We start from the raw sequence: 19,131 nt of genomic DNA, 5'->3' as shown, positions 1-19,131 counted from the left end.
ACCAATATAAATCATAGAATTGAATAAAGCATGTGGAAAAAGATAAACTCTGTCCACACGGTATAAAATCTTTGCTCATTTTTTCACCTAAGGGTTAACCCGATGTCAGAACTCCATCCGCTGCTTTCTCCCCCTGAATCTGAAGCCCAGTTGTTGAGTCAGGCACGGCAGCTTTCGGGCTACGCGCTGGGAGAGTTGGCGGCAATGGCGGGACTCGTCGCACCCAAGGATCTCAAGCGCGATAAAGGCTGGATTGGCGTACTACTGGAAATCTGGCTTGGCGCCAGTGCGGGCAGCAAACCGGAACAGGATTTTGCGGCGCTGGGCGTGGAGCTGAAAACAATCCCAGTGGATAGCCTTGGCAGACCGCTGGAAACCACCTTTGTGTGCGTGGCACCGTTAACCGGCAATACCGGCGTTACCTGGGAAACCAGCCATGTGCGGCACAAACTTAAACGCGTTCTGTGGATCCCGGTAGAAGGCGAACGCAGCATCCCGCTGGCTGAGCGCCGCGTCGGTTCTCCCCTGCTGTGGAGCCCGAATGAAGAAGAAGACCGGCAATTGCGTCTGGACTGGGAAGAGTTGATGGACATGATAGTGTTAGGCCACGTCGAACGCATCACTGCCCGCCATGGGGAAGTGCTACAGCTGCGTCCTAAAGCCGCCAACGCCCGAGCGCTTACCGAGGCCATTGGCGCCCATGGCGAACCCATCCTGACCCTACCACGCGGTTTTTACTTGAAAAAGAACTTCACGCGCGCATTGCTTGAGCGACATTTCTTGTTCCAGGCGCAATAGCACCGTCCGGTCTTTCACCCGCCGCGTTACGGGCCTATAATTACCGCTTCTTTTTTTTGGCAGGACTTTGTTCGATGTTATTTGCATGGATAACCGATCCTAACGCCTGGCTTGCGCTCGGTACGCTGACGCTGCTGGAGATCGTTCTTGGGATCGACAATATTATTTTCCTCTCTCTGGTTGTAGCCAAACTCCCGACAGCGCAACGCAATCATGCCCGACGTATTGGGCTTGCGGCGGCGATGATCATGCGTCTGGCACTGCTCGCCTCTATTGCCTGGGTAACGCGTCTGACAAACCCGCTATTCGAAGTGTTTGGCGAGGCAATATCAGCGCGCGACCTGATCCTTCTACTCGGGGGATTGTTCCTGATCTGGAAAGCCAGTAAGGAGATCCACGAATCCATTGAAGGTGAGGAAGAGGGGCTGAAAACCCGCGTTTCCTCTTTTCTGGGCGCGATTGTGCAGATCATGTTGTTAGACATAATCTTCAGCCTGGATTCCGTGATTACTGCGGTAGGCTTGTCCGATCATCTGTTTATCATGATGGCGGCAGTGGTGATTGCCGTGGGTGTGATGATGTTTGCTGCACGCCCGATTGGCGATTTTGTCGACCGCCATCCTTCGGTAAAAATGCTGGCGCTCTCGTTCCTGATTCTGGTCGGTTTCACGCTAATTCTGGAAAGTTTCGACGTCCACGTTCCGAAAGGATATATCTATTTCGCCATGTTCTTCTCTATTGCGGTAGAGACCCTGAACCTGTGGCGTAATAAAAAAAATCCGCTCTGATGAAATCCATCGCTCCCCGCACGGGGAGCGAATGCGCGCCACACCTACCTCTTCTCACAGTTTAAGATTTTACTGCTTTCGCCATGCACAACTTCGCGTTATTACTAAACTATTGTCAGATGCAGGCCATGTGAGGATAAGCAGATGAAAAAATGGGCAGTTTTGATTTCCGCCGTAGGACTGGCTTTTGCCGTTTCCGGATGCAGCAGTGATTATGTAATGGCGACAAAAGATGGTCGAATGATCCTGACCGATGGAAAACCAGAAATTGACGATGATACCGGTCTGGTGAGCTATCACGACCAGCAAGGCAATGCGATGCAGATTAATCGCGATGATGTGTCTCAAATCATTGAACGCTGATGGTTGAGGTCAGCAGCGCGCTGGCCTTAACAATTTTACTTCCCTTTTTCTCTTCCCTCAGCCATTTTTATAATCCTTATGTCGTGATTATAAAAAGGAAACGGCTATGCAATATCACCGTATACCCCACAGCTCGCTTGAAGTCAGTACACTGGGGCTGGGCACAATGACGTTTGGTGAACAAAACAGCGAAGCCGACGCACATGCACAGCTCGATTATGCCGTAGAACAAGGCATAAATTTGATCGACGTTGCCGAGATGTATCCGGTACCGCCGCGTCCTGAAACCCAGGGTCTCACCGAAACCTACGTAGGTAACTGGCTCGCCAAACACGGCAGCCGTGAAAAGCTAATCGTTGCTTCTAAGGTGAGTGGACCTTCACGTAACAACGACAGCGGTATTCGACCGAATCAGGCGCTGGACCGTAAAAATATTCGTGAAGCGCTGCACGACAGTCTGAAAAGACTGCAAACCGATTACCTGGATCTGTATCAGGTTCACTGGCCGCAGCGCCCGACCAACTGCTTTGGTAAGTTAGGCTACAGCTGGACGGACTCTGCGCCAGTCGTTTCGCTGCTGGATACGCTGGACGCGCTGGCAGAGTTTCAGCGCGCGGGGAAAATTCGCTACATCGGCGTGTCCAATGAAACCGCGTTTGGCGTGATGCGCTACCTGCACCTGGCGGACAAACACGATCTGCCGCGCATCGCCACCATCCAGAACCCCTACAGCCTGCTGAATCGCAGCTATGAGGTTGGACTGGCGGAAGTGAGCCAGTATGAAGGCGTTGAACTGCTGGCCTACTCTTGCCTTGGCTTCGGTACATTAACCGGTAAATACCTGAACGGCGCGAAGCCAGCCGGTGCACGCAATACGCTGTTTAGCCGTTTCACGCGTTACAGCGGTGAGCAAACGCAAAAAGCCGTTGCGGCCTATGCGGATATCGCGAAACGCCATAATCTGGATCCTGCGCAAATGGCGCTGGCATTCGTGCGTCGTCAGCCGTTTGTCGCCAGCACCCTGCTGGGAGCCACGACGATGGAGCAGCTAAAAACCAACGTTGAAAGCCTGCATCTGGAGTTGAGCGAAGAAGTACTGGCAGAGATTGAAGCGGTGCATCAGGTGTATACCTATCCTGCACCGTGACGGTTAGTGCCTGATGGCGCTACGCTTATCAGACCTACAAATTGCTGCTCTCTGTAGGCCTGATAAGGCGACGCTGCCATCCGGTACATTCATTGTTCACTCATCTCGTACCAGGCTGGCGGCGCTGCCAAATCCACAGCGCCGCAATCGCCAGCGCAAACAGCGCGCCGAATCCAATACCAATCGCTACCGCCGGGATCCCCACCAGCACTGCCAGTGAGTAAATCCCAAGCATCAGCAGCATCGCGCTGTTTTCGCCCAGGTTTTGCACCGCGATCGCATTACCCGCACCAACACTTTTCTTGCCCCGCTCCTGCAGCAACGCATTCAGCGGTACCACAAAGAAGCCACCTGACACGCCGATAAGCATCAGCAACGCGTAAGCCGGAAGCAGCGCATGCTGAAGTGAGAAAATCAGCACCACGACGCCAATCAGGATCCCCGCTGGCATACAGCGCGACACGGTTTCCAGCGTCACCAGCTTCGCTGCCGCCCCCGCGCCTACGACAATCCCAATCGCTACCATAGCATTGAGGTAGGTCGGCGTAGCGTTATCGGTGATGCCGAGCGCCACCGGAACCCACAGCACCAGCAGAAAACGCAGCGTGACGCCCGCGCCCCAAAAAAGGCTGGTTCCGACCAACGAAAAACGGGTTTCACCGTTGCGCCACAGCGAAGAGGCGGCGCAGAAGAAACTGCGCGTCATTTTCCCCAGATGCCAGGATTGGCCAGGACGAGCCGCGGCCAGTTTCGGGATGTACAGGTTAGCCACCACGGCGCCAGCATAGGCCAGCGCACAGGCAGAAAGTGCGGCAATCACATGCCAGTCGGCCAGAACGCCGCCGGCGACAGAACCGAGCAAAATCGCGGCGATGGTGGAGGCTTCCATCAGGCCGTTGGCTTTCACCAGTTTGTCACCGGTGGTCAATTCACCGAGAATGCCATACTTGGCCGGTGAGTACGCGGCCGCGCCAATCCCCACCAGCGTATACCCGAGAAACGGATTAATGCCGAAGCAAATACTCGCCGCGCCCAGCAGTTTCAGGGCGTTCGCGAACATCATCACTCTGCCTTTGGCAAAGCTATCCGCCACCTGTCCAACAAATGGCGCAAACAGGATGTAAGCGCCCACAAACACCATTTGCAGGATTGGCTGGCTCCAGTCCGGATAAAATTGTTCCTTCAGCAGCGCCAGCGTGGCGAACAGCAGCGCGTTATCGCCAAACGCCGACAGAAACTGCGCGGCGATGACGGACATCATCCCTTTGGACCAGATTGAAGTGTTAGTGTGCGCTGACTCAATCATGTTGTTTTTCCGGCTCATCGACCCAGCTTTTCAGCGTAACAAAATCCGGCTTACCGCTGCCGAGTAATGGGAGTTGCTTCAGGTGGCGAATATCACGCGGTACGGCAAGTTCAGGCACGCCATGCGCTCGCGCATACTGCTGTAGTTTTTCACGCGTGAGTTCGCTGTCGGTAGTGAACAGCACCAGCGCCTCACCTTTGCTGGCATCGCTCTTGATCGCCGTGGCGTGCATTTTGTCTGCAGATACCGCCAATGCCAGTTGCTCAACCATTTCCAGCGAGACCATCTCTCCGGCAATTTTAGCAAAACGCTTGGCGCGCCCCTGGATCTGTACAAAGCCGTTTTCATCAAAGCGGACGATGTCTCCGGTGTCATACCAGCCGCGCTCAATCTCACCCTGCGCATTTTCTGCCGTCGGCACTTCCAGCACGCCAGGTTTTTCGACGCGCAAATAGCCGCTCATAATATTCGGGCCTTTCAGTTGTAAACGCCCACCGTCCTCAATACCCGGAACAGCCAGCAGTCGGGCATCCATGCCAGGCAAGATGCGCCCTACCGTTCCTGATTTTGCCGCCATCGGCACATTGATCGACACAACCGGCGCACATTCCGTCACGCCATAGCCTTCAAGGACGCGCAGGCCAAATTTCTCCTGCCATAGCTGCTTTGTGCTGTCTTGCAGTTTTTCCGCGCCTGCCACCACATAGCGCAAGCGGTGGAAATCGTACGGGTGCGCGAAACGCGCATAGTTACCGAGGAACGTTGAAGTACCAAACAACACGGTGCAGTTCCGGTCGTATACCAGCTCCGGCACAATGCGGTAATGAAGCGGGCTGGGATAAAGAAACACTTCCGCACCGGTCAGTAGCGGCGTGAATAATCCCACCGTCAGGCCAAAGGAGTGGAACAGCGGCAGTGCCGACATAAAGCGGTCATCGGCGGTGAAATCGGCAATTGTTTTAATCTGCTCAACGTTCGCCAGAATACTCTTGTGGCTGTGGACCACGCCTTTCGGATGGCCTTCCGAACCAGACGTAAAGAGGATCACAGCAGCCTCTTCCGGCTGCTGTTTCACCTGCGCCAGATGCGGTGCCAGCAGATGTGAGAAAATCCACAGCTTATCGCTCAACGTCACATCGGCTTTTAAATCTTCCAGATAAACCCAGCGTACCTGGGTGAGCTGTTCCGGTAGATGCCAGAGTTTGCCTTTATCGAGAAACTGTCGGGAAGTGAAGATCGTTTTGATTTCAGACGCAGTAATGGCGCTGGTTAACCCTTTCACGCCCGCCGTGTAGTTCATCATGGCCGGAATGCGTCGACGCGCAATGGCTCCAAAAATGACCGCCGCGCTGATCCCCGCATTTGGCAGCATCAGGCCGATTTTTTCACCTTCGGCGCTGTATTTTTCCAGAATACGGGCCACAAAGAGCGTCTTAGTCAGCAGTTTGCGGTAGCTGTCTGGCGTAAAGTTAACATCTTCAATGCAGTTTTTGCCCGCGCCAAAACGGTATTTTGCCGCCAGCAGCGACTCGTATAGCGTTTCACGCGGGCGTACCGCCATGCGTGCTTCCATCATAATTTGATGCAGCATTTCACCGGCGATTTTGCGGCGATCGCGCGCTCGCGGGGCTTCCGGCATTGGCATTTGAGTCGGCGGTAGAATGTGCAGTTGGATACGCGGGAAGAATCGCTGTTTAACCAGACCTTTCAGGCGGCTGAAGTGGGAAAGCTCTGCTCCCTCAATGCGGACAGGAACGACCGTCGCTCCCGACTTCGCGGCGACAAACCCGGCACCGTCATATATTTTCATCAACGAACCGGTGGTCGAAATGCGTCCTTCGGGAAAAATCACCACCGGACGGCCCTGCTCGACCAGACGGACCAGATGCTTAATCGACATCGGTTTGGTTGGGTCTAACGGCACGAAGTCAATCAGCGGGGTTAGCCAGCGCATATACCATTGCTGGCTGATCGAGGTGTAAACGGCGAAGACGGGACGAATCGGTAAAAATAGCGCCAGTAGGATGCCGTCTATAAATGAGACATGGTTGGGAGTGATTAGAACGCGTTCTCCCTGTAGCGCGCTGACATTGCCCGTGACGCGAACGCGGAAAAGCACGCGAAACAGATTACGAAAAAAGCCAAATAGCATCTCAACTCCCTGTGCCATTAATTATAGAAACATTAATGGTGGGAGAGTATACGAGTTGGGGAATGGGCGCGACAGGTAAACAGGTAAATACAGTCCGAAAAAAAACCTGCGCATCCGCGCAGGTCGGTGCAAGAGACAGGTACGAAGTGCGTACCGAATAATCTCACCAATCAATACCTCTGGGATCTTGATTGTGGTCGTCAGCAGCCAGATACGCCAGTACGAAAACGCAAAGGAATGAACCCAAATGCAACGAGTTGTGTAAATTATCGGTTACTGTTACAGATAGGCTGAAGGCAAAAAAAAACCTGCGCATCTGCGCAGGCTGGTGTAATTCTAGTGATCAACCCGAAAGTTGATTTCACCTATCAATACCTCTGGGATCCCAACTTTAGCAATCCGCTCAGTTCTCCCACCAGCGAACAATCGCAACAGCACATCGCAAAGTGTAAGCAAAAATTAGCATTTTCTATTTTCTGTCTTACTTCGCTCGCGCGCGCTCACATTTGCGAGGTCCTGACGGGCAATCTGCTTGAACAGCCAGCCATTTTCCGTAACACTGACGGAATGTAAGCGTTTACCCACAACAGGTACTATCATGGCGACCATAAAGGATGTAGCCCGACTAGCTGGTGTATCAGTCGCCACCGTTTCTCGAGTGATCAATGATTCCCCCAAAGCCAGCGAAGCATCGCGTCTGGCCGTAACGAGTGCAATGGAATCACTCAGCTACCACCCCAATGCGAATGCGCGTGCACTGGCGCAACAATCCACTGAAACCATCGGTCTGGTCGTTGGTGATGTGTCCGATCCATTCTTTGGGGCAATGGTTAAAGCTGTCGAGCAGGTGGCCTATAACACCGGGAATTTTTTGCTGATTGGCAACGGCTACCATAATGAACAGAAGGAACGTCAGGCGATTGAACAGCTCATTCGCCACCGCTGCGCGGCCCTTGTTGTCCATGCCAAAATCATCCCGGATGCGGATTTGGCTTCATTAATGAAGCAAATCCCCGGCATGGTATTGATTAACCGAATTCTGCCGGGATTCGAACAACGCTGCGTTGCCCTCGATGACCGTTTCGGCGCGTGGCTCGCTACCCGACACCTTATTCAACAGGGCCATACGCGCATTGGCTACCTGTGTTCCAATCACAGTATTTCTGATGCGGAAGATCGTCTGCAAGGCTATTACGACGCGCTGGCGGAGAGCAATATACCGGTAAGCGATCGACTGGTGACGTTCGGCGAACCGGATGAAAGCGGTGGTGAACAGGCCATGACTGAGTTACTTGGTCGTGGCAAAAACTTCACTGCGGTAGCCTGCTACAACGACTCAATGGCGGCTGGCGCCATGGGCGTATTGAATGATAACGGCATTGATGTGCCGGGAGAAATCTCGCTGATTGGCTTTGATGATGTGCTGATTTCCCGCTATGTGCGCCCACGTCTGACCACGGTACGCTATCCCATCGTGACGATGGCAACCCAGGCCGCCGAACTGGCGCTCGCGTTGGCGGAGAAGCGACCCGCACCTGAAATTACCCACGTCTTTAACCCAACTCTGGTGCGTCGCCATTCCGTTTCGGCGCTGACAGAGCCGGGGAACTCATCGTCAAACGATTAACCAGGATTGCGTCATGACTACGATGTTGGACGTTTCACGACACGCAGGCGTCTCAAAAGCGACCGTTTCGCGCGTACTAAATGGAACGGGTCAGGTAAAAGAGAGCACGCGCCAGAAAGTGTTCAAGGCCATGCAGGCACTCGATTATCGGCCCAACTTTTTAGCGCGCTCTTTGGCGAATCGCACCAGCAACAGCATTGGCCTGGTGGTTTCCACATTTGATGGATTCTACTTTGGCCGCCTGCTGCAACAGGCCTCGCGCCAGACGGAGTCTCACGGCAAGCAGTTGATCGTCACCGATGGTCACGACACGCCGGAGCGTGAGCAGGAAGCCGTGCAAATGCTGGCCGACAGGCAGTGCGACGCCATTATTCTCTATACCCGCTATATGAGTGAAAAGGCGATTATGTCGCTGATGAACAGCATTGCGATGCCCTTGCTGGTCATCAACCGTGATGTCAGTCAGGCCCGCGATCGCGCGATTTTCTTTGAGCAGGAAGACGCGGCGTATCAGGCGGTCAATTATCTGATCTCGCAGGGGCACAGCGATATTGCTTGTATCACCGTGCCAGGCCATACGCCTACCGGTAAATCCCGCCTGATGGGGTATCGTAAGGCTCTGGAAAAAAACGGTATTCCCTGGGATCCTGATAAGGTTAAATACGGCGACTCCACGATGACGCGAGGCTATGAAGCCTGTCGAGAACTGCTGGAGGAAGGGGTGAAATTCAGCGCCCTGTTCGCCTGTAACGATGACATGGCATTAGGTGCATCAAAAGCGTTACATCAGGCCGGACTGAGGCTCCCGACGGACGTCTCGCTGTTTGGTTTTGATGATGCGCCCAGCGCCAAATGGCTGGAACCGGGGTTATCTACCGTTTATCTGCCGATTGATACCATGATAACCACGGCAATCGACCAGGCTATACGTCTGGCCAACGGTGAGAGCGTGGAGCCGATCCCTCCGTTTACCGGCAAACTGGTATTACGTGACTCAGTAACGCTCGGACCGTACTTTAAGTAATATGAAAAAGAGCCGGATGGCGACGCAAGCACCTTATCCGGCCAGCTTTACTCAGATTAATTCCAGCGCTAACAGCTCATCAATGGTCTGGCGACGACGAATCAGTCGCGCCACGCCGTTATCAAACAAGACCTCCGGTAGCAGCGGGCGGCTATTGTAGTTTGACGACATTGACGCTCCGTACGCCCCGGTATCATGCAAAACCAGATAATCACCCGGCACCACCGCAGGCAACAGACGGGTTTCCACATTTCCGCCTTCCTGCTGGGTAAACACGTCGCCTGATTCGCACAGCGGTCCGGCCACCACGGTCTCTCGTTGAGGAGTTTGTTGCAGAGAACGACCATCTCCCGCCAGCGCGGAGATATGGTGATAGCTACCGTACATGGCCGGGCGCATCAGATCGTTGAAGCCCGCATCGATCAGCACAAAGTGACGGCTGCCCATCTCTTTTACGCTGCGCACCTGCGCCACTAACACACCAGCTTCCGCGACCAGAAAACGCCCTGGTTCGATCTCCAGTTTGACGGCATGGCCCAGATGACGCGCAATACTATCGCGCGCGGCGTTCCACAATCCAAAATAGTGATCGGTGTCGATCGCCTCTTCACCTTCGCGATACGGGATTGATAAACCGCCGCCTGCGGAGATCGCCTCCAGATCCTGACCAAATTCCACCACCTGACGCACCATCGCGCCGCACACCTGCTCCAGATGCGCGTAGTCCACGCCAGAGCCGATATGCATATGAATACCTACCAGCTTCAGCTTATAGCGCTGAATTACCTCCAGCGCCGCCGGAAGATCGCTGTACCAGATGCCGTGCTTGCTGTTCTCTCCCCCGGTATTGGTTTTCTGACTGTGTCCATGCCCAAAGCCAGGGTTTACGCGGAGCCACACGCGATGGCCCGGCGAGAGCTGGCCCAGTTGTTCCAGCATATCGACCGACCCGGCATTTACCGGAATGCTCAATTCATGCACCCGGGCGAGCGTCGCTTCATCAATCATATCGGCGGTAAAGACAATCTCATCTTTGCCCGGTACAAAACCTGCCGCCAGCGCGCGTTCAATTTCGCCAAGCGAGACGGAATCGACCTTCACGCCCTGCTCGCGCATCAGGCGCAAAATATGAATATTCGAACATGCCTTCTGGGCAAAACGCACCACGTCAAACTGACTCAGTTTGGCAATCTGCGCGCGAATAATCTGCGCATCATAGACCCACACCGGGCAGCCGAATTCGGCAGGCAGGCGCAACAGGTTGTCGGCGGTCAGGTCAGTGTCTGTGTTGTTGAGTGGGCGTGGCATGGCGTGCTCCGGTATTGGCTTTTTTATGATTACGCCACAGCTCAAAAAGAATAAAAAATATCGTTTTATCTTGAGTCTATGCAAAAATGATATGGATTAGCTCATTCGAGGATTGCTTATGCCCGCGGTTAACCTGCGCCACATTGAAATTTTTCACGCCATCATGACCGCTGGTAATCTGACGGAAGCCGCGCGCATGCTACATACCTCGCAGCCCACCGTCAGCCGTGAACTGGCCCGATTCGAAAAAGTCCTGGGATTAACGCTGTTTGAACGCACGCGTGGCCGACTGCATCCAACCGTGCAAGGCTTACGTCTGTTTGAAGAGGTACAACGTTCGTGGTACGGCCTGGACAGAATTGTGAGCGCCGCCGAAAGCCTGCGCGAATTTCGTCAAGGTGAATTGTCGATTGTTTGCCTGCCGGTATTTTCGCAGTCCTTTTTACCGCCGCTGCTGCAGCCATTTCTTGCGCGCTATCCGCAGGTCAACATTCAGATAGTGCCGCAGGAGTCACCACTGTTGGAAGAGTGGCTGTCGGCGCAGCGTCACGATCTGGGGTTAACGGAAACGCTGCATACGCCTGCCGGAACGAAACGCACCGAATTGCTGGCGCTGGATGAAGTGTGCGTACTGCCGCAGGGGCATCCGCTGACCGATAAAGCGGTATTAACGCCGCAGGATTTTCAGGGAGAGAACTATATCAGCCTGTCGCGGACCGACAGTTACCGTCAGCTACTGGACACCCTGTTTAACGAACATCAGGTGAAGCGCCGCATGGTGATTGAAACCCACAGCGCCGCTTCAATTTGTGCAATGGTGCGGGCGGGCGTGGGGATCTCGGTGGTAAACCCACTGACCGCGCTGGATTATGCCAGCAGAGGAGTGGTTATCCGCCGCTTCAGCATTTCGGTACCCTTTACGGTCAGCCTGATCCACCCACTTCATCGCCCTGCCTCGGCGCTGGTCGATGCTTTTACGGCGCATCTGCAAGCCCAACTCCCGAGACTTATCGATCCGCTGGAGGCTATTTTGTATCCACAGACGAAAGCATAAACGCCACCGCATCTTGCGCATGGATTGCCGCGGTGTCGAAAACCGGTAATGGACTTAGCTCGGCTGGAACCAGCAGACCAATCTCGGTACAGCCAAAGATAACCCCTTGAGCGCCCTGTTTAGCCAACTGATCAATTACGCTCAGGTAGTAGTCGCGGGAAGCGTTGCTGAACTCACCGAGGCACAGCTCGTCGAAAATAATCTGGTTTATTTTCTGACGGTCATCAGCCTCAGGAATAAGCGTGCTAATACCAAATTCAGTCTGTAGGCGTCCGCGGTAAAAATCCTGCTCCATGGTGTAGCGCGTACCCAGTAGCGCCACGTTGTTCAGCTGCTGTTTTTGTATGGCCCGACCCGTCGCATCGGCAATATGCAGGAACGGCACGTCACAGGCGGTTTCAATCGCCTCAGCAACTTTGTGCATGGTGTTGGTACACAGCACAATCCCTTCCGCTCCAGCTTGCTGAAGCCCTGCGGCGGCCTGCGCGAGGATCTCCCCAGCCCGCTGCCAGTCACCGCCAGACTGACAGGCTTCGATCTCGTGAAAATCTACGCTGTGCAACAGAATCTGTGCCGAGTGCAGGCCACCCAGACGCTGTTTTACCCCTTCATTAATGAGTCGATAATAAGGAATGGTGGATTCCCAGCTCATACCGCCTAACAGACCGATCGTTTTCATCATTTCCCCTGATTTGTTGTTATCTCTCCAGTGAACCAAAGATGTGATCAACTTTCCACATCTGTTGGCGTGCATTTCTTTTTTTAATTTTCTGATATAGGTTTAATGAAACATTGTTTTAATTACTGGAAGGCCAGATGTTTATTTTTCATAAAGAGACCACCCTTGAAGATCTGGGCAATGGCGTTACCCGACGCATTCTTGCTCACGACGGTAAAATGATGGCGGTTGAGGTGAACTTCGAGCAAGGCGCGATTGGTCCGATGCACAATCATCCGCATGAGCAGCTGACTTACGTTTTGTCTGGGGAGTTTGAATTTACCATCGGCGAAGAAATGCATGTCGTTAGGGCAGGCGATACCCTATATAAACAGCCCAACATTATGCATGGCTGCGTCTGTTTAAAACCGGGAACGCTACTCGATACCTTTACGCCCATGCGCGAAGATTTTCTGCCTGCGTAATTTTATCTGTTCGTAATCTGCCTGGCGGCATAATGTTGTTCCAGAGGGAATGAATATGTCGCCTCCGGTGTATTGCTACATTCACCTTATGTTTAACCGACAAAACCTGCCAAAGGGCAGGGTTTGTCAGTTCTGGAAAGCAGATTAACGCGCCAGCCAGCCGCCGTCTACCGCAACGGTATAGCCGTTGATATAGTCAGATGCGCTGGATGCCAGGAACACAATCGGCCCCATCAGGTCACTCGGCAGACCCCAACGACCCGCCGGGATACGATCGAGAATTTCTGCGCTACGCTGCTCATCAGCGCGCAGCTGTTGAGTGTTGTTCGTCGCCATGTAACCCGGCGCAATTGCGTTGACGTTGATGTTATGTTTGGCCCACTCGTTCGCCATCAGGCGGGTGACGCCCATTACGCCGCTTTTAGACGCGGTGTAAGACGGCACGCGGATCCCGCCCTGGAAAGAAAGCATAGAAGCGATGTTGATAATTTTGCCGCCGTTACCCTGAGCGATAAAGTGCTTCGCCGCGGCCTGAGACATAAAGAACACGCTCTTAATGTTCAGGTTCATCACGTCGTCCCAGTCTTTTTCGCTGAAGTCGATCGCATCGTCACGACGGATAAGACCTGCGTTGTTGACCAGAATATCGATATGACCGAATTCTGCCACTGCGCGCTCCAGCAGCGCCGGAATGCCGTCAATTTGACGCAGGTCGGCGGTCAGACTTAAAAAACGGCGCCCCAGCGCGGTCACGCGTTCGATAGTTTCCGTCGGTTCAACGATGTTGATCCCCACGATATCGCAGCCCGCTTCAGCCAAACCCAACGCCATACCCTGACCCAGGCCAGTGTCACAACCGGTCACAACGGCGACCTTACCTTCAAGAGAGAATGCATTCAAAATCATTGTAAATCCTTAATTTTTTATAATGCCCGCCGCAGCAGGCACGGCTATCGCCCGCAACTAGCGCAGATCTTTGACCGCTACATGGTCCATATCATCAAAGACCTGGTTTTCGCCGACCATGCCCCAAATGAACGTATAAGCTTTTGTGCCAACGCCGGAGTGAATTGACCAGCTCGGCGAAATCACCGCCTGCTCGTTGTGCATCACAATATGACGCGTTTCCTGAGGCTGCCCCATCATGTGGAAGACGCAGGTATCTTCTTCCATATTGAAATAGAAATAGACTTCCATACGACGTTCATGGGTATGACACGGCATGGTGTTCCACAGGTTACCCGGCGCCAGTTCGGTCAGACCCATGCTCAACTGGCAGGTTTCCAGCACATCCGGCACAAAATATTTGTTGATGGTACGACGGTTACTGGTGAGGTCATCGCCCAGCGTCACTGGTGCAACGTCTGCTGGCGTGACTTTTTTGGTTGGATAAGTCGTGTGGGCCGGCGCGCAGTTGTAGTAAAACTTCGCTGGTTTCGCCGTATCGATGCTGGCGAATACCACTTCTTTGGCCCCTTTCCCGACGTACAGCGCGTCACGATGACCAATTTCATAGCACTGGCCGTCAACGGTAATCGTGCCCGGGCCACCGATGTTAATCACCCCCAGCTCACGACGCTCGAGGAAGTAGGTTACGCCCAGCTGTTTGCCGACTTCGCCACCCACAGAGACGGTTTTGGCCACTGGCATAATGCCGCCAACAATGATGCGGTCAATGTGGCTGTAGACCATGGTGTATTCATCTGCGACAAACACTTCTTCGACCAAAAACTCATTACGCAGCTCCTGAGTATCCAGGGTTTTCGCGTGCGCACTATGGATGCTTTGTCTTACGTCCACATTTACCTCCAGTGATAAATTGACCGTGAATGCTTAAACGAATAGCAAAACGCTGTTCCGTTTTATCTTATGCACTCATGATATCCCTCCCGGAATGGGTTTTCAATTACAAATAAAACAACGTTTCACTTTTTCTGCATCTTATTATCAAAAGTGTAATTGCGATCACGCTAGCGCATATAAATCGCGGGAACGGCTTCAATAAAATTATTTAAAACAATTAGATAGATAAAAATAAACAAGAGTAGTTCATGAGGGGTAGGGATAAGACATTGAAAATACAGCCAGCCTCACATGCCGTTCACACACCTTTTCTAACAAAGTGCGCTGTTAATCACATGAAATGAAACACCGTTTTGATACGTTAGCAGAGTTTAGAGTGTATGTTTCTGTAACTGGCCTTGCCCTCCTGTTGGAGGGCTTTTTTATAGATGCAGGGGATATACAGCGGGAAAGGCGTTTAAGCAGAGAAAACTTCGGGTGGTTAATCTCGCTCGATAGCGAGCGCCACACCCTGACCACCGCCGATACATAACGTTGCCAGGCCCTTGTGCGCCCGACGCTTCACCATTTCATGCACCAGTGAAACCAGAATACGGCAGCCAGATGCGCCAATCGGATGACCGAGCGCAATGGCTCCGCCGTTCACATTCACTCGCCGTTCATCCCACTCCAGCATTTTTCCAACGGACAATGCCTGTGCGGCAAAGGCTTCGTTGGCCTCGATAAGATCAACATCAGCCAGTTGCCAGCCCACACGCTCAAGGCAACGGCGCGTCGCGTACACCGGCGCAATTCCCATGAGCGCGGGATCGACCCCGACGCTGGCAAAGGCACGAATGCGGGCCAGCACCGGCAAATTCAGCTCCTGGGCCTTAGCCTCGCTCATCATCATCACCGCAGCGGCGCCATCATTGATGGATGACGCGTTGCCCGCGGTTACTGAACCGAGCCTGTCGAAGGTCGGATCCAGACGCGCCAGCCCTTCTGCGCTGGCATCGGTGCGCGGCTGTTCGTCGGTATCCACCACGAACGATTGCCCATTACGCTGCGTTACCACCGGCACGATTTCATCTTTAAAGCGCCCGGCGTCAATTGCCATCCGCGCCTTGTGCTGCGAATGCAGTGCGTAGGCATCCTGTAGTTCACGGCTGATGCCATATTCCCGCGCCAGATTTTCCGCGGTAACGCCCATATGGTAATCGTTGAAAGCGTCCCACAGGCCGTCATGCACCAGGCTGTCGACCAGTTGACTGTTGCCCAACTGTGCGCCGGTACGGCTATCAGTAAGGACATGCGGCGCACGGCTCATATTCTCTTGTCCGCCCGCAATCACAATGTCGGCTTCGCCGCACTGGATAGCCTGGGTCGCCAGATGCAGCGCTTTCAGACCCGAGCCGCAGACATCGTTAATGGTGATGGCGGAGACGGTATTGGGTAGCCCACCATTGATGGCGGACTGACGCGCCGGGTTTTGCCCGGCACCTGCGGTAAGCACCTGTCCGAGGATCACTTCATCCACAGCGTGAACGTCCACGCCCGTGCGCTCCAGTAACGCCCTGACTACCATGCTACCTAATTCAACGGCAGAGTGGCGCGCCAGCGTCCCCTGGAAGCAGCCGATCGGTGTCCGTAACGCCCCGACTATCACAACCTCTTTCATCACCACCTCAGCGCAAAATAACACCGCAATAGTAGATGATTGTTAAAAAGAGTTATCAAGGTTGTTTAAAAACGGTGATTTTTATCACAAAGGAAATTCGTATCATTTATTGGTCATCTGAACGCCACTCTGCTGTAAATGGTCGCGCAGCCAACTTCCCGCCACGCCAGGCGGTGATTTCTTATTCCACAGCAGATCGATAGAGATAGCCTTTGGCCAGCCAGGCAGCATCAATTGAACCAGCGGTTTTTCTGCCGCAAACTCCTCCACCAGCGCACAAGGGAGCGCGCACCAGCCGAATCCCTGCACCGCCATACTCAGCAGCAACAAATAGTTAGGCGCCGACCAGACGGGGCCGCGCGCCACGTTGGTGCCGCTCTCCAGATAGGTATTCAGCCGCAGCTCTCGCCAGGTATGTAGCTGTTCCCACTGCATTTTTTCTTGAGTCGCCAGTGGATGTGATGCCGCAACGTATAATCCCATCCAGGTTTGCATCGGCAGACGCGTGACGCCCATGTCGGTCGGGTAATCCTCCCGCGCTTCGATCAACCCAACCTGAGCACGTCCTTTTTGCAGCAGATCGATAACGTCTTCATCTTCGCCAATCAGACATTCAAACTCGGTATGGGGAAACTTGTGGTCAAACTGCACCATCAATTCTTCCAGCACATCCGGATGCAGCGTGTCAGACAAAACGAAGGTCAGACGCGCTTCCGTTTCACCCGACAGCGAAATCGCTGCCTCATCAAGACGTTCGCTGGCCGTCAAAATTGCCTGCACATAGCCCAGCACCCGCTTACCTTCTTCGGTTAGCGTCGGCTGACGTGATGAGCGGTCAAACAGCGCAAAACCGAGATCGGCTTCCAGATGCGCAATGGCCGTGCTGATGGTGGACTGACTTTTACGCAGCCGCCGGGCCGCAGCAGAAAATGAGCCGCAGGAAACGGTCTCCACAAATGCCGTTAACGCTTCAGGGGAGTAACGCATGAACTATCTACTTTATCGATGGATACTATCTTTTATATATCACATAAAACGATAAAATTGCCACCATTCCGTTATCCGGGCATCAAAGAAGGTTTTAGATTATGCAACACGATACAGTCCAACGCCGCTCGTTACTGGAGCGAATTTTTCATGCCGTCTGCTTTGAAGGCATTGCCACCGCGATCCTCGCACCAACCACCGCATGGTTGATGCAGCGCTCGGTGCTGGAAATGGGCGGACTGACCATTCTTCTCGCCACGACGGCGATGATCTGGAATATCATTTATAACGCCCTGTTTGACCGACTGTGGCCGTCGCACCTGGTAAAACGTACGGCTAAAGTGCGGGCATTCCACGCCTTAGGCTTCGAGAGCGGTTTTATTGTCATCGGGGTGAGCATCGTGGCGTATGTGCTGAACGTCAGCCTGCTCCAGGCATTCACGCTGGAAATAGGTTTCTTCCTGTTCTTCCTGCCATACACCATGTTCTATAACTGGGCTTATGACACTTTACGCGAGCGCGTTATGAAGCGTCGCCAGCAGCGCGTTACTGCCTGATAATTCAAACAATAGCCGGAATCTTCTCGGTTCCGGCTTTTGATCCATTCACTCGCCCGCTTGTTGACACCTCCCCCAGCCCCTGCCATTTGTGGTAAATTGCGCTTCTTTTTGTTTATTTTATAGTTGATACGTTCAAATAATGTCGAAATTTTGGTCAAAAGAAGAGACTCTCTGGAGCTTCGCACTATATGGGACTGCCGTCGGCGCAGGAACCCTCTTCCTCCCCATACAGCTGGGTTCTGCAGGCGCGGTGGTACTGTTTATCACCGCACTCGTCGCCTGGCCTTTAACCTACTGGCCGCACAAGGCGCTGTGCCAGTTTATCCTGTCCTCAAAAACCTCGGCAGGTGAAGGGATTACTGGTGCAGTTACGCACTACTACGGCAAAAAGATAGGCAGCCTGATCACGACCCTCTATTTTATTGCCTTCTTTGTGGTGGTGCTGATCTACGCCGTGGCGATAACCAATTCACTCACTGAACAACTGGCAAAACATATCGCCATCGATCTGCGTGTTCGCATGCTGGTCAGTCTTGGCGTGGTGCTGGTGCTGAACCTGATTTTTCTGATGGGCCGACAAGCAACCATTCGGGTAATGGGCTTTCTGGTGTTCCCGCTCATCGCGTACTTTTTGTTCCTTTCGCTCTACCTGACCGGAAGCTGGCAGCCAACGCTACTCACCGGCCAGATGTCTTTCGATCAGCACACGCTTCATCAGGTTTGGATATCTATTCCCGTGATGGTTTTCGCTTTTAGCCATACGCCAATTATCTCGACGTTCGCCATCGACCGACGTGAGAAATATGGCGAGCAGGCCATGGGTAAATGCAAAAAAATCATGAAGGTAGCCTACGTCATCATCTGCCTGAGCGTGCTGTTTTTCGTCTTCAGCTGTTTGCTTTCGATTCCGACAAACTATATCGAGGACGCGAAAAATGAAGGGGTGACCATTCTGTCAGCGCTATCGATGATGCCAAATGCACCTGCATGGCTGTCGATTTCTGGGATCATTGTCGCCGTCGTGGCGATGTCAAAATCGTTCCTCGGCACCTACTTTGGCGTGATTGAAGGGGCAACCGAGGTGGTAAAAACATCGTTGCATCAGGTGGGAGTGAAGAAAAGCCGGGCCTTTAACCGCGCCCTGTCCATTATGCTGGTTTCGACCATTACGTTTATCATTTGCTGCATTAACCCTAATGCAATTTCAATGATTTACGCGATTAGCGGGCCGCTGATTGCCATGATTCTGTTTATCATGCCGACATTATCTACCTATCTGATCCCGGCGCTAAAGCCGTACCGTTCAGTGGGTAATCTGATCACCCTGATTGTCGGTCTGCTGTGCGTATCTGTGATGTTTTTTGGCTAGAACGTGTTTTTAACGGCTCATTCATCAGTATGTGGATGAGCC

Annotated in this window: 18 protein-coding genes; 10 read left to right on the top strand and 8 right to left on the bottom strand. The window is 53.3% G+C overall.

Going from position 1 to position 19,131, the window contains the following annotated elements:
• The first annotated feature begins 102 nt into the window (after positions 1-102).
• From mutH to HV302_RS04845, 4 genes are all read left to right on the top strand, one after another.
• Entirely contained in the window at positions 103-798 is a 696-nt protein-coding gene (gene mutH / locus HV302_RS04860) for a DNA mismatch repair endonuclease MutH (RefSeq protein ID WP_181626981.1), read from the top strand.
• A 74-nt stretch (positions 799-872) separates the two neighbouring features.
• Positions 873-1,586, top strand: a complete 714-nt coding sequence (locus tag HV302_RS04855) for a TerC family protein (protein ID WP_016154277.1) — start codon at positions 873-875, stop codon at positions 1,584-1,586.
• 144 nt (positions 1,587-1,730) lie between these two features.
• Positions 1,731-1,949 carry a lipoprotein YgdR gene (gene ygdR, locus HV302_RS04850; protein ID WP_000758660.1) on the top strand — a complete coding sequence of 73 codons (219 nt, stop codon included), beginning with the start codon at positions 1,731-1,733 and terminating at the stop codon, positions 1,947-1,949.
• 106 nt (positions 1,950-2,055) lie between these two features.
• Positions 2,056-3,096 carry an NADP(H)-dependent aldo-keto reductase gene (locus tag HV302_RS04845; protein WP_181626980.1) on the top strand — a complete coding sequence of 347 codons (1,041 nt, stop codon included), beginning with the start codon at positions 2,056-2,058 and terminating at the stop codon, positions 3,094-3,096.
• A 100-nt stretch (positions 3,097-3,196) separates the two neighbouring features.
• Here HV302_RS04845 and lplT read toward each other — a convergent pair whose 3' ends face one another.
• Together lplT and aas are read right to left on the bottom strand one after the other, a co-directional pair.
• The gene (gene lplT / locus HV302_RS04840; protein WP_016154279.1) at positions 3,197-4,402 is read right to left on the bottom strand and encodes a lysophospholipid transporter LplT; all 1,206 of its coding nucleotides are present in this window, start codon (positions 4,400-4,402) and stop codon (positions 3,197-3,199) included.
• Positions 4,395-6,554 carry a bifunctional acyl-ACP--phospholipid O-acyltransferase/long-chain-fatty-acid--ACP ligase gene (gene aas / locus HV302_RS04835; protein ID WP_016154280.1) on the bottom strand — a complete coding sequence of 720 codons (2,160 nt, stop codon included), beginning with the start codon at positions 6,552-6,554 and terminating at the stop codon, positions 4,395-4,397. Before aas ends, lplT begins: the two co-directional genes overlap by 8 nt.
• Before the next feature lie 598 nt (positions 6,555-7,152).
• On the opposite strand from aas, the gene galR reads away from it, so the two are divergent.
• Both galR and HV302_RS04825 read left to right on the top strand, forming a co-directional pair.
• Positions 7,153-8,181: an HTH-type transcriptional regulator GalR gene (gene galR / locus HV302_RS04830; protein ID WP_016157382.1), complete on the top strand. Its 1,029-nt coding sequence runs from the start codon at positions 7,153-7,155 to the stop codon at positions 8,179-8,181.
• Positions 8,182-8,194: 13 nt separating this feature from the next.
• On the top strand, positions 8,195-9,205 hold the full coding sequence (locus tag HV302_RS04825; protein WP_181626979.1) for a LacI family DNA-binding transcriptional regulator: 1,011 nt from the start codon (positions 8,195-8,197) through the stop codon (positions 9,203-9,205).
• A 51-nt stretch (positions 9,206-9,256) separates the two neighbouring features.
• On the opposite strand, the gene lysA is transcribed toward HV302_RS04825, so the two are convergent.
• The gene (gene lysA, locus HV302_RS04820; RefSeq protein WP_016154282.1) at positions 9,257-10,513 is read right to left on the bottom strand and encodes a diaminopimelate decarboxylase; all 1,257 of its coding nucleotides are present in this window, start codon (positions 10,511-10,513) and stop codon (positions 9,257-9,259) included.
• 118 nt (positions 10,514-10,631) lie between these two features.
• Between lysA and HV302_RS04815 the strand changes: the two genes are divergently transcribed.
• Positions 10,632-11,567, top strand: a complete 936-nt coding sequence (locus tag HV302_RS04815; protein WP_181626978.1) for a LysR family transcriptional regulator — start codon at positions 10,632-10,634, stop codon at positions 11,565-11,567.
• Here HV302_RS04815 and HV302_RS04810 read toward each other — a convergent pair.
• On the bottom strand, positions 11,539-12,246 hold the full coding sequence (locus HV302_RS04810; protein WP_047414387.1) for an aspartate/glutamate racemase: 708 nt from the start codon (positions 12,244-12,246) through the stop codon (positions 11,539-11,541). The two genes, HV302_RS04815 and HV302_RS04810, sit on opposite strands and share 29 nt — an antisense overlap.
• 137 nt (positions 12,247-12,383) lie before the next feature.
• Between HV302_RS04810 and HV302_RS04805 the strand changes: the two genes are divergently transcribed.
• A complete protein-coding gene (locus tag HV302_RS04805) occupies positions 12,384-12,710 on the top strand; it encodes a cupin domain-containing protein (protein ID WP_065554331.1) in 327 nt (108 codons plus the stop codon).
• Between the two features lie 144 nt (positions 12,711-12,854).
• Here the strand turns inward: HV302_RS04805 and kduD are convergent, their stop codons facing one another.
• The 4 genes from kduD to HV302_RS04785 form a co-directional block, all read right to left on the bottom strand.
• The gene (kduD, locus tag HV302_RS04800) at positions 12,855-13,616 is read right to left on the bottom strand and encodes a 2-dehydro-3-deoxy-D-gluconate 5-dehydrogenase KduD (RefSeq protein ID WP_016154286.1); all 762 of its coding nucleotides are present in this window, start codon (positions 13,614-13,616) and stop codon (positions 12,855-12,857) included.
• A gap of 57 nt (positions 13,617-13,673) precedes the next feature.
• Positions 13,674-14,510 carry a 5-dehydro-4-deoxy-D-glucuronate isomerase gene (gene kduI, locus HV302_RS04795; RefSeq protein ID WP_016154287.1) on the bottom strand — a complete coding sequence of 279 codons (837 nt, stop codon included), beginning with the start codon at positions 14,508-14,510 and terminating at the stop codon, positions 13,674-13,676.
• A gap of 484 nt (positions 14,511-14,994) precedes the next feature.
• Entirely contained in the window at positions 14,995-16,173 is a 1,179-nt protein-coding gene (locus tag HV302_RS04790) for an acetyl-CoA C-acetyltransferase (RefSeq protein WP_006686936.1), read from the bottom strand.
• A gap of 102 nt (positions 16,174-16,275) precedes the next feature.
• Positions 16,276-17,160: a LysR family transcriptional regulator gene (locus HV302_RS04785; RefSeq protein WP_047357807.1), complete on the bottom strand. Its 885-nt coding sequence runs from the start codon at positions 17,158-17,160 to the stop codon at positions 16,276-16,278.
• A gap of 101 nt (positions 17,161-17,261) precedes the next feature.
• Between HV302_RS04785 and HV302_RS04780 the strand changes: the two genes are divergently transcribed.
• Complete coding sequence (locus tag HV302_RS04780; protein ID WP_016154290.1) at positions 17,262-17,717, top strand: multidrug/biocide efflux PACE transporter; 456 nt, start codon at positions 17,262-17,264, stop codon at positions 17,715-17,717.
• A 142-nt stretch (positions 17,718-17,859) separates the two neighbouring features.
• On the top strand, positions 17,860-19,089 hold the full coding sequence (locus tag HV302_RS04775; protein ID WP_029139645.1) for an amino acid permease: 1,230 nt from the start codon (positions 17,860-17,862) through the stop codon (positions 19,087-19,089).
• The last annotated feature ends 42 nt before the right edge of the window (positions 19,090-19,131 follow it).

The sequence above is a fragment of the Citrobacter sp. RHBSTW-00859 genome, from assembly GCF_013729795.1.
In the GTDB taxonomy this organism is placed as follows: domain Bacteria; phylum Pseudomonadota; class Gammaproteobacteria; order Enterobacterales; family Enterobacteriaceae; genus Citrobacter; species Citrobacter braakii.
The sequence above is the reverse complement of the archived record's forward strand: the minus strand, read 5'-3'. Positions and strand labels throughout refer to the sequence as shown.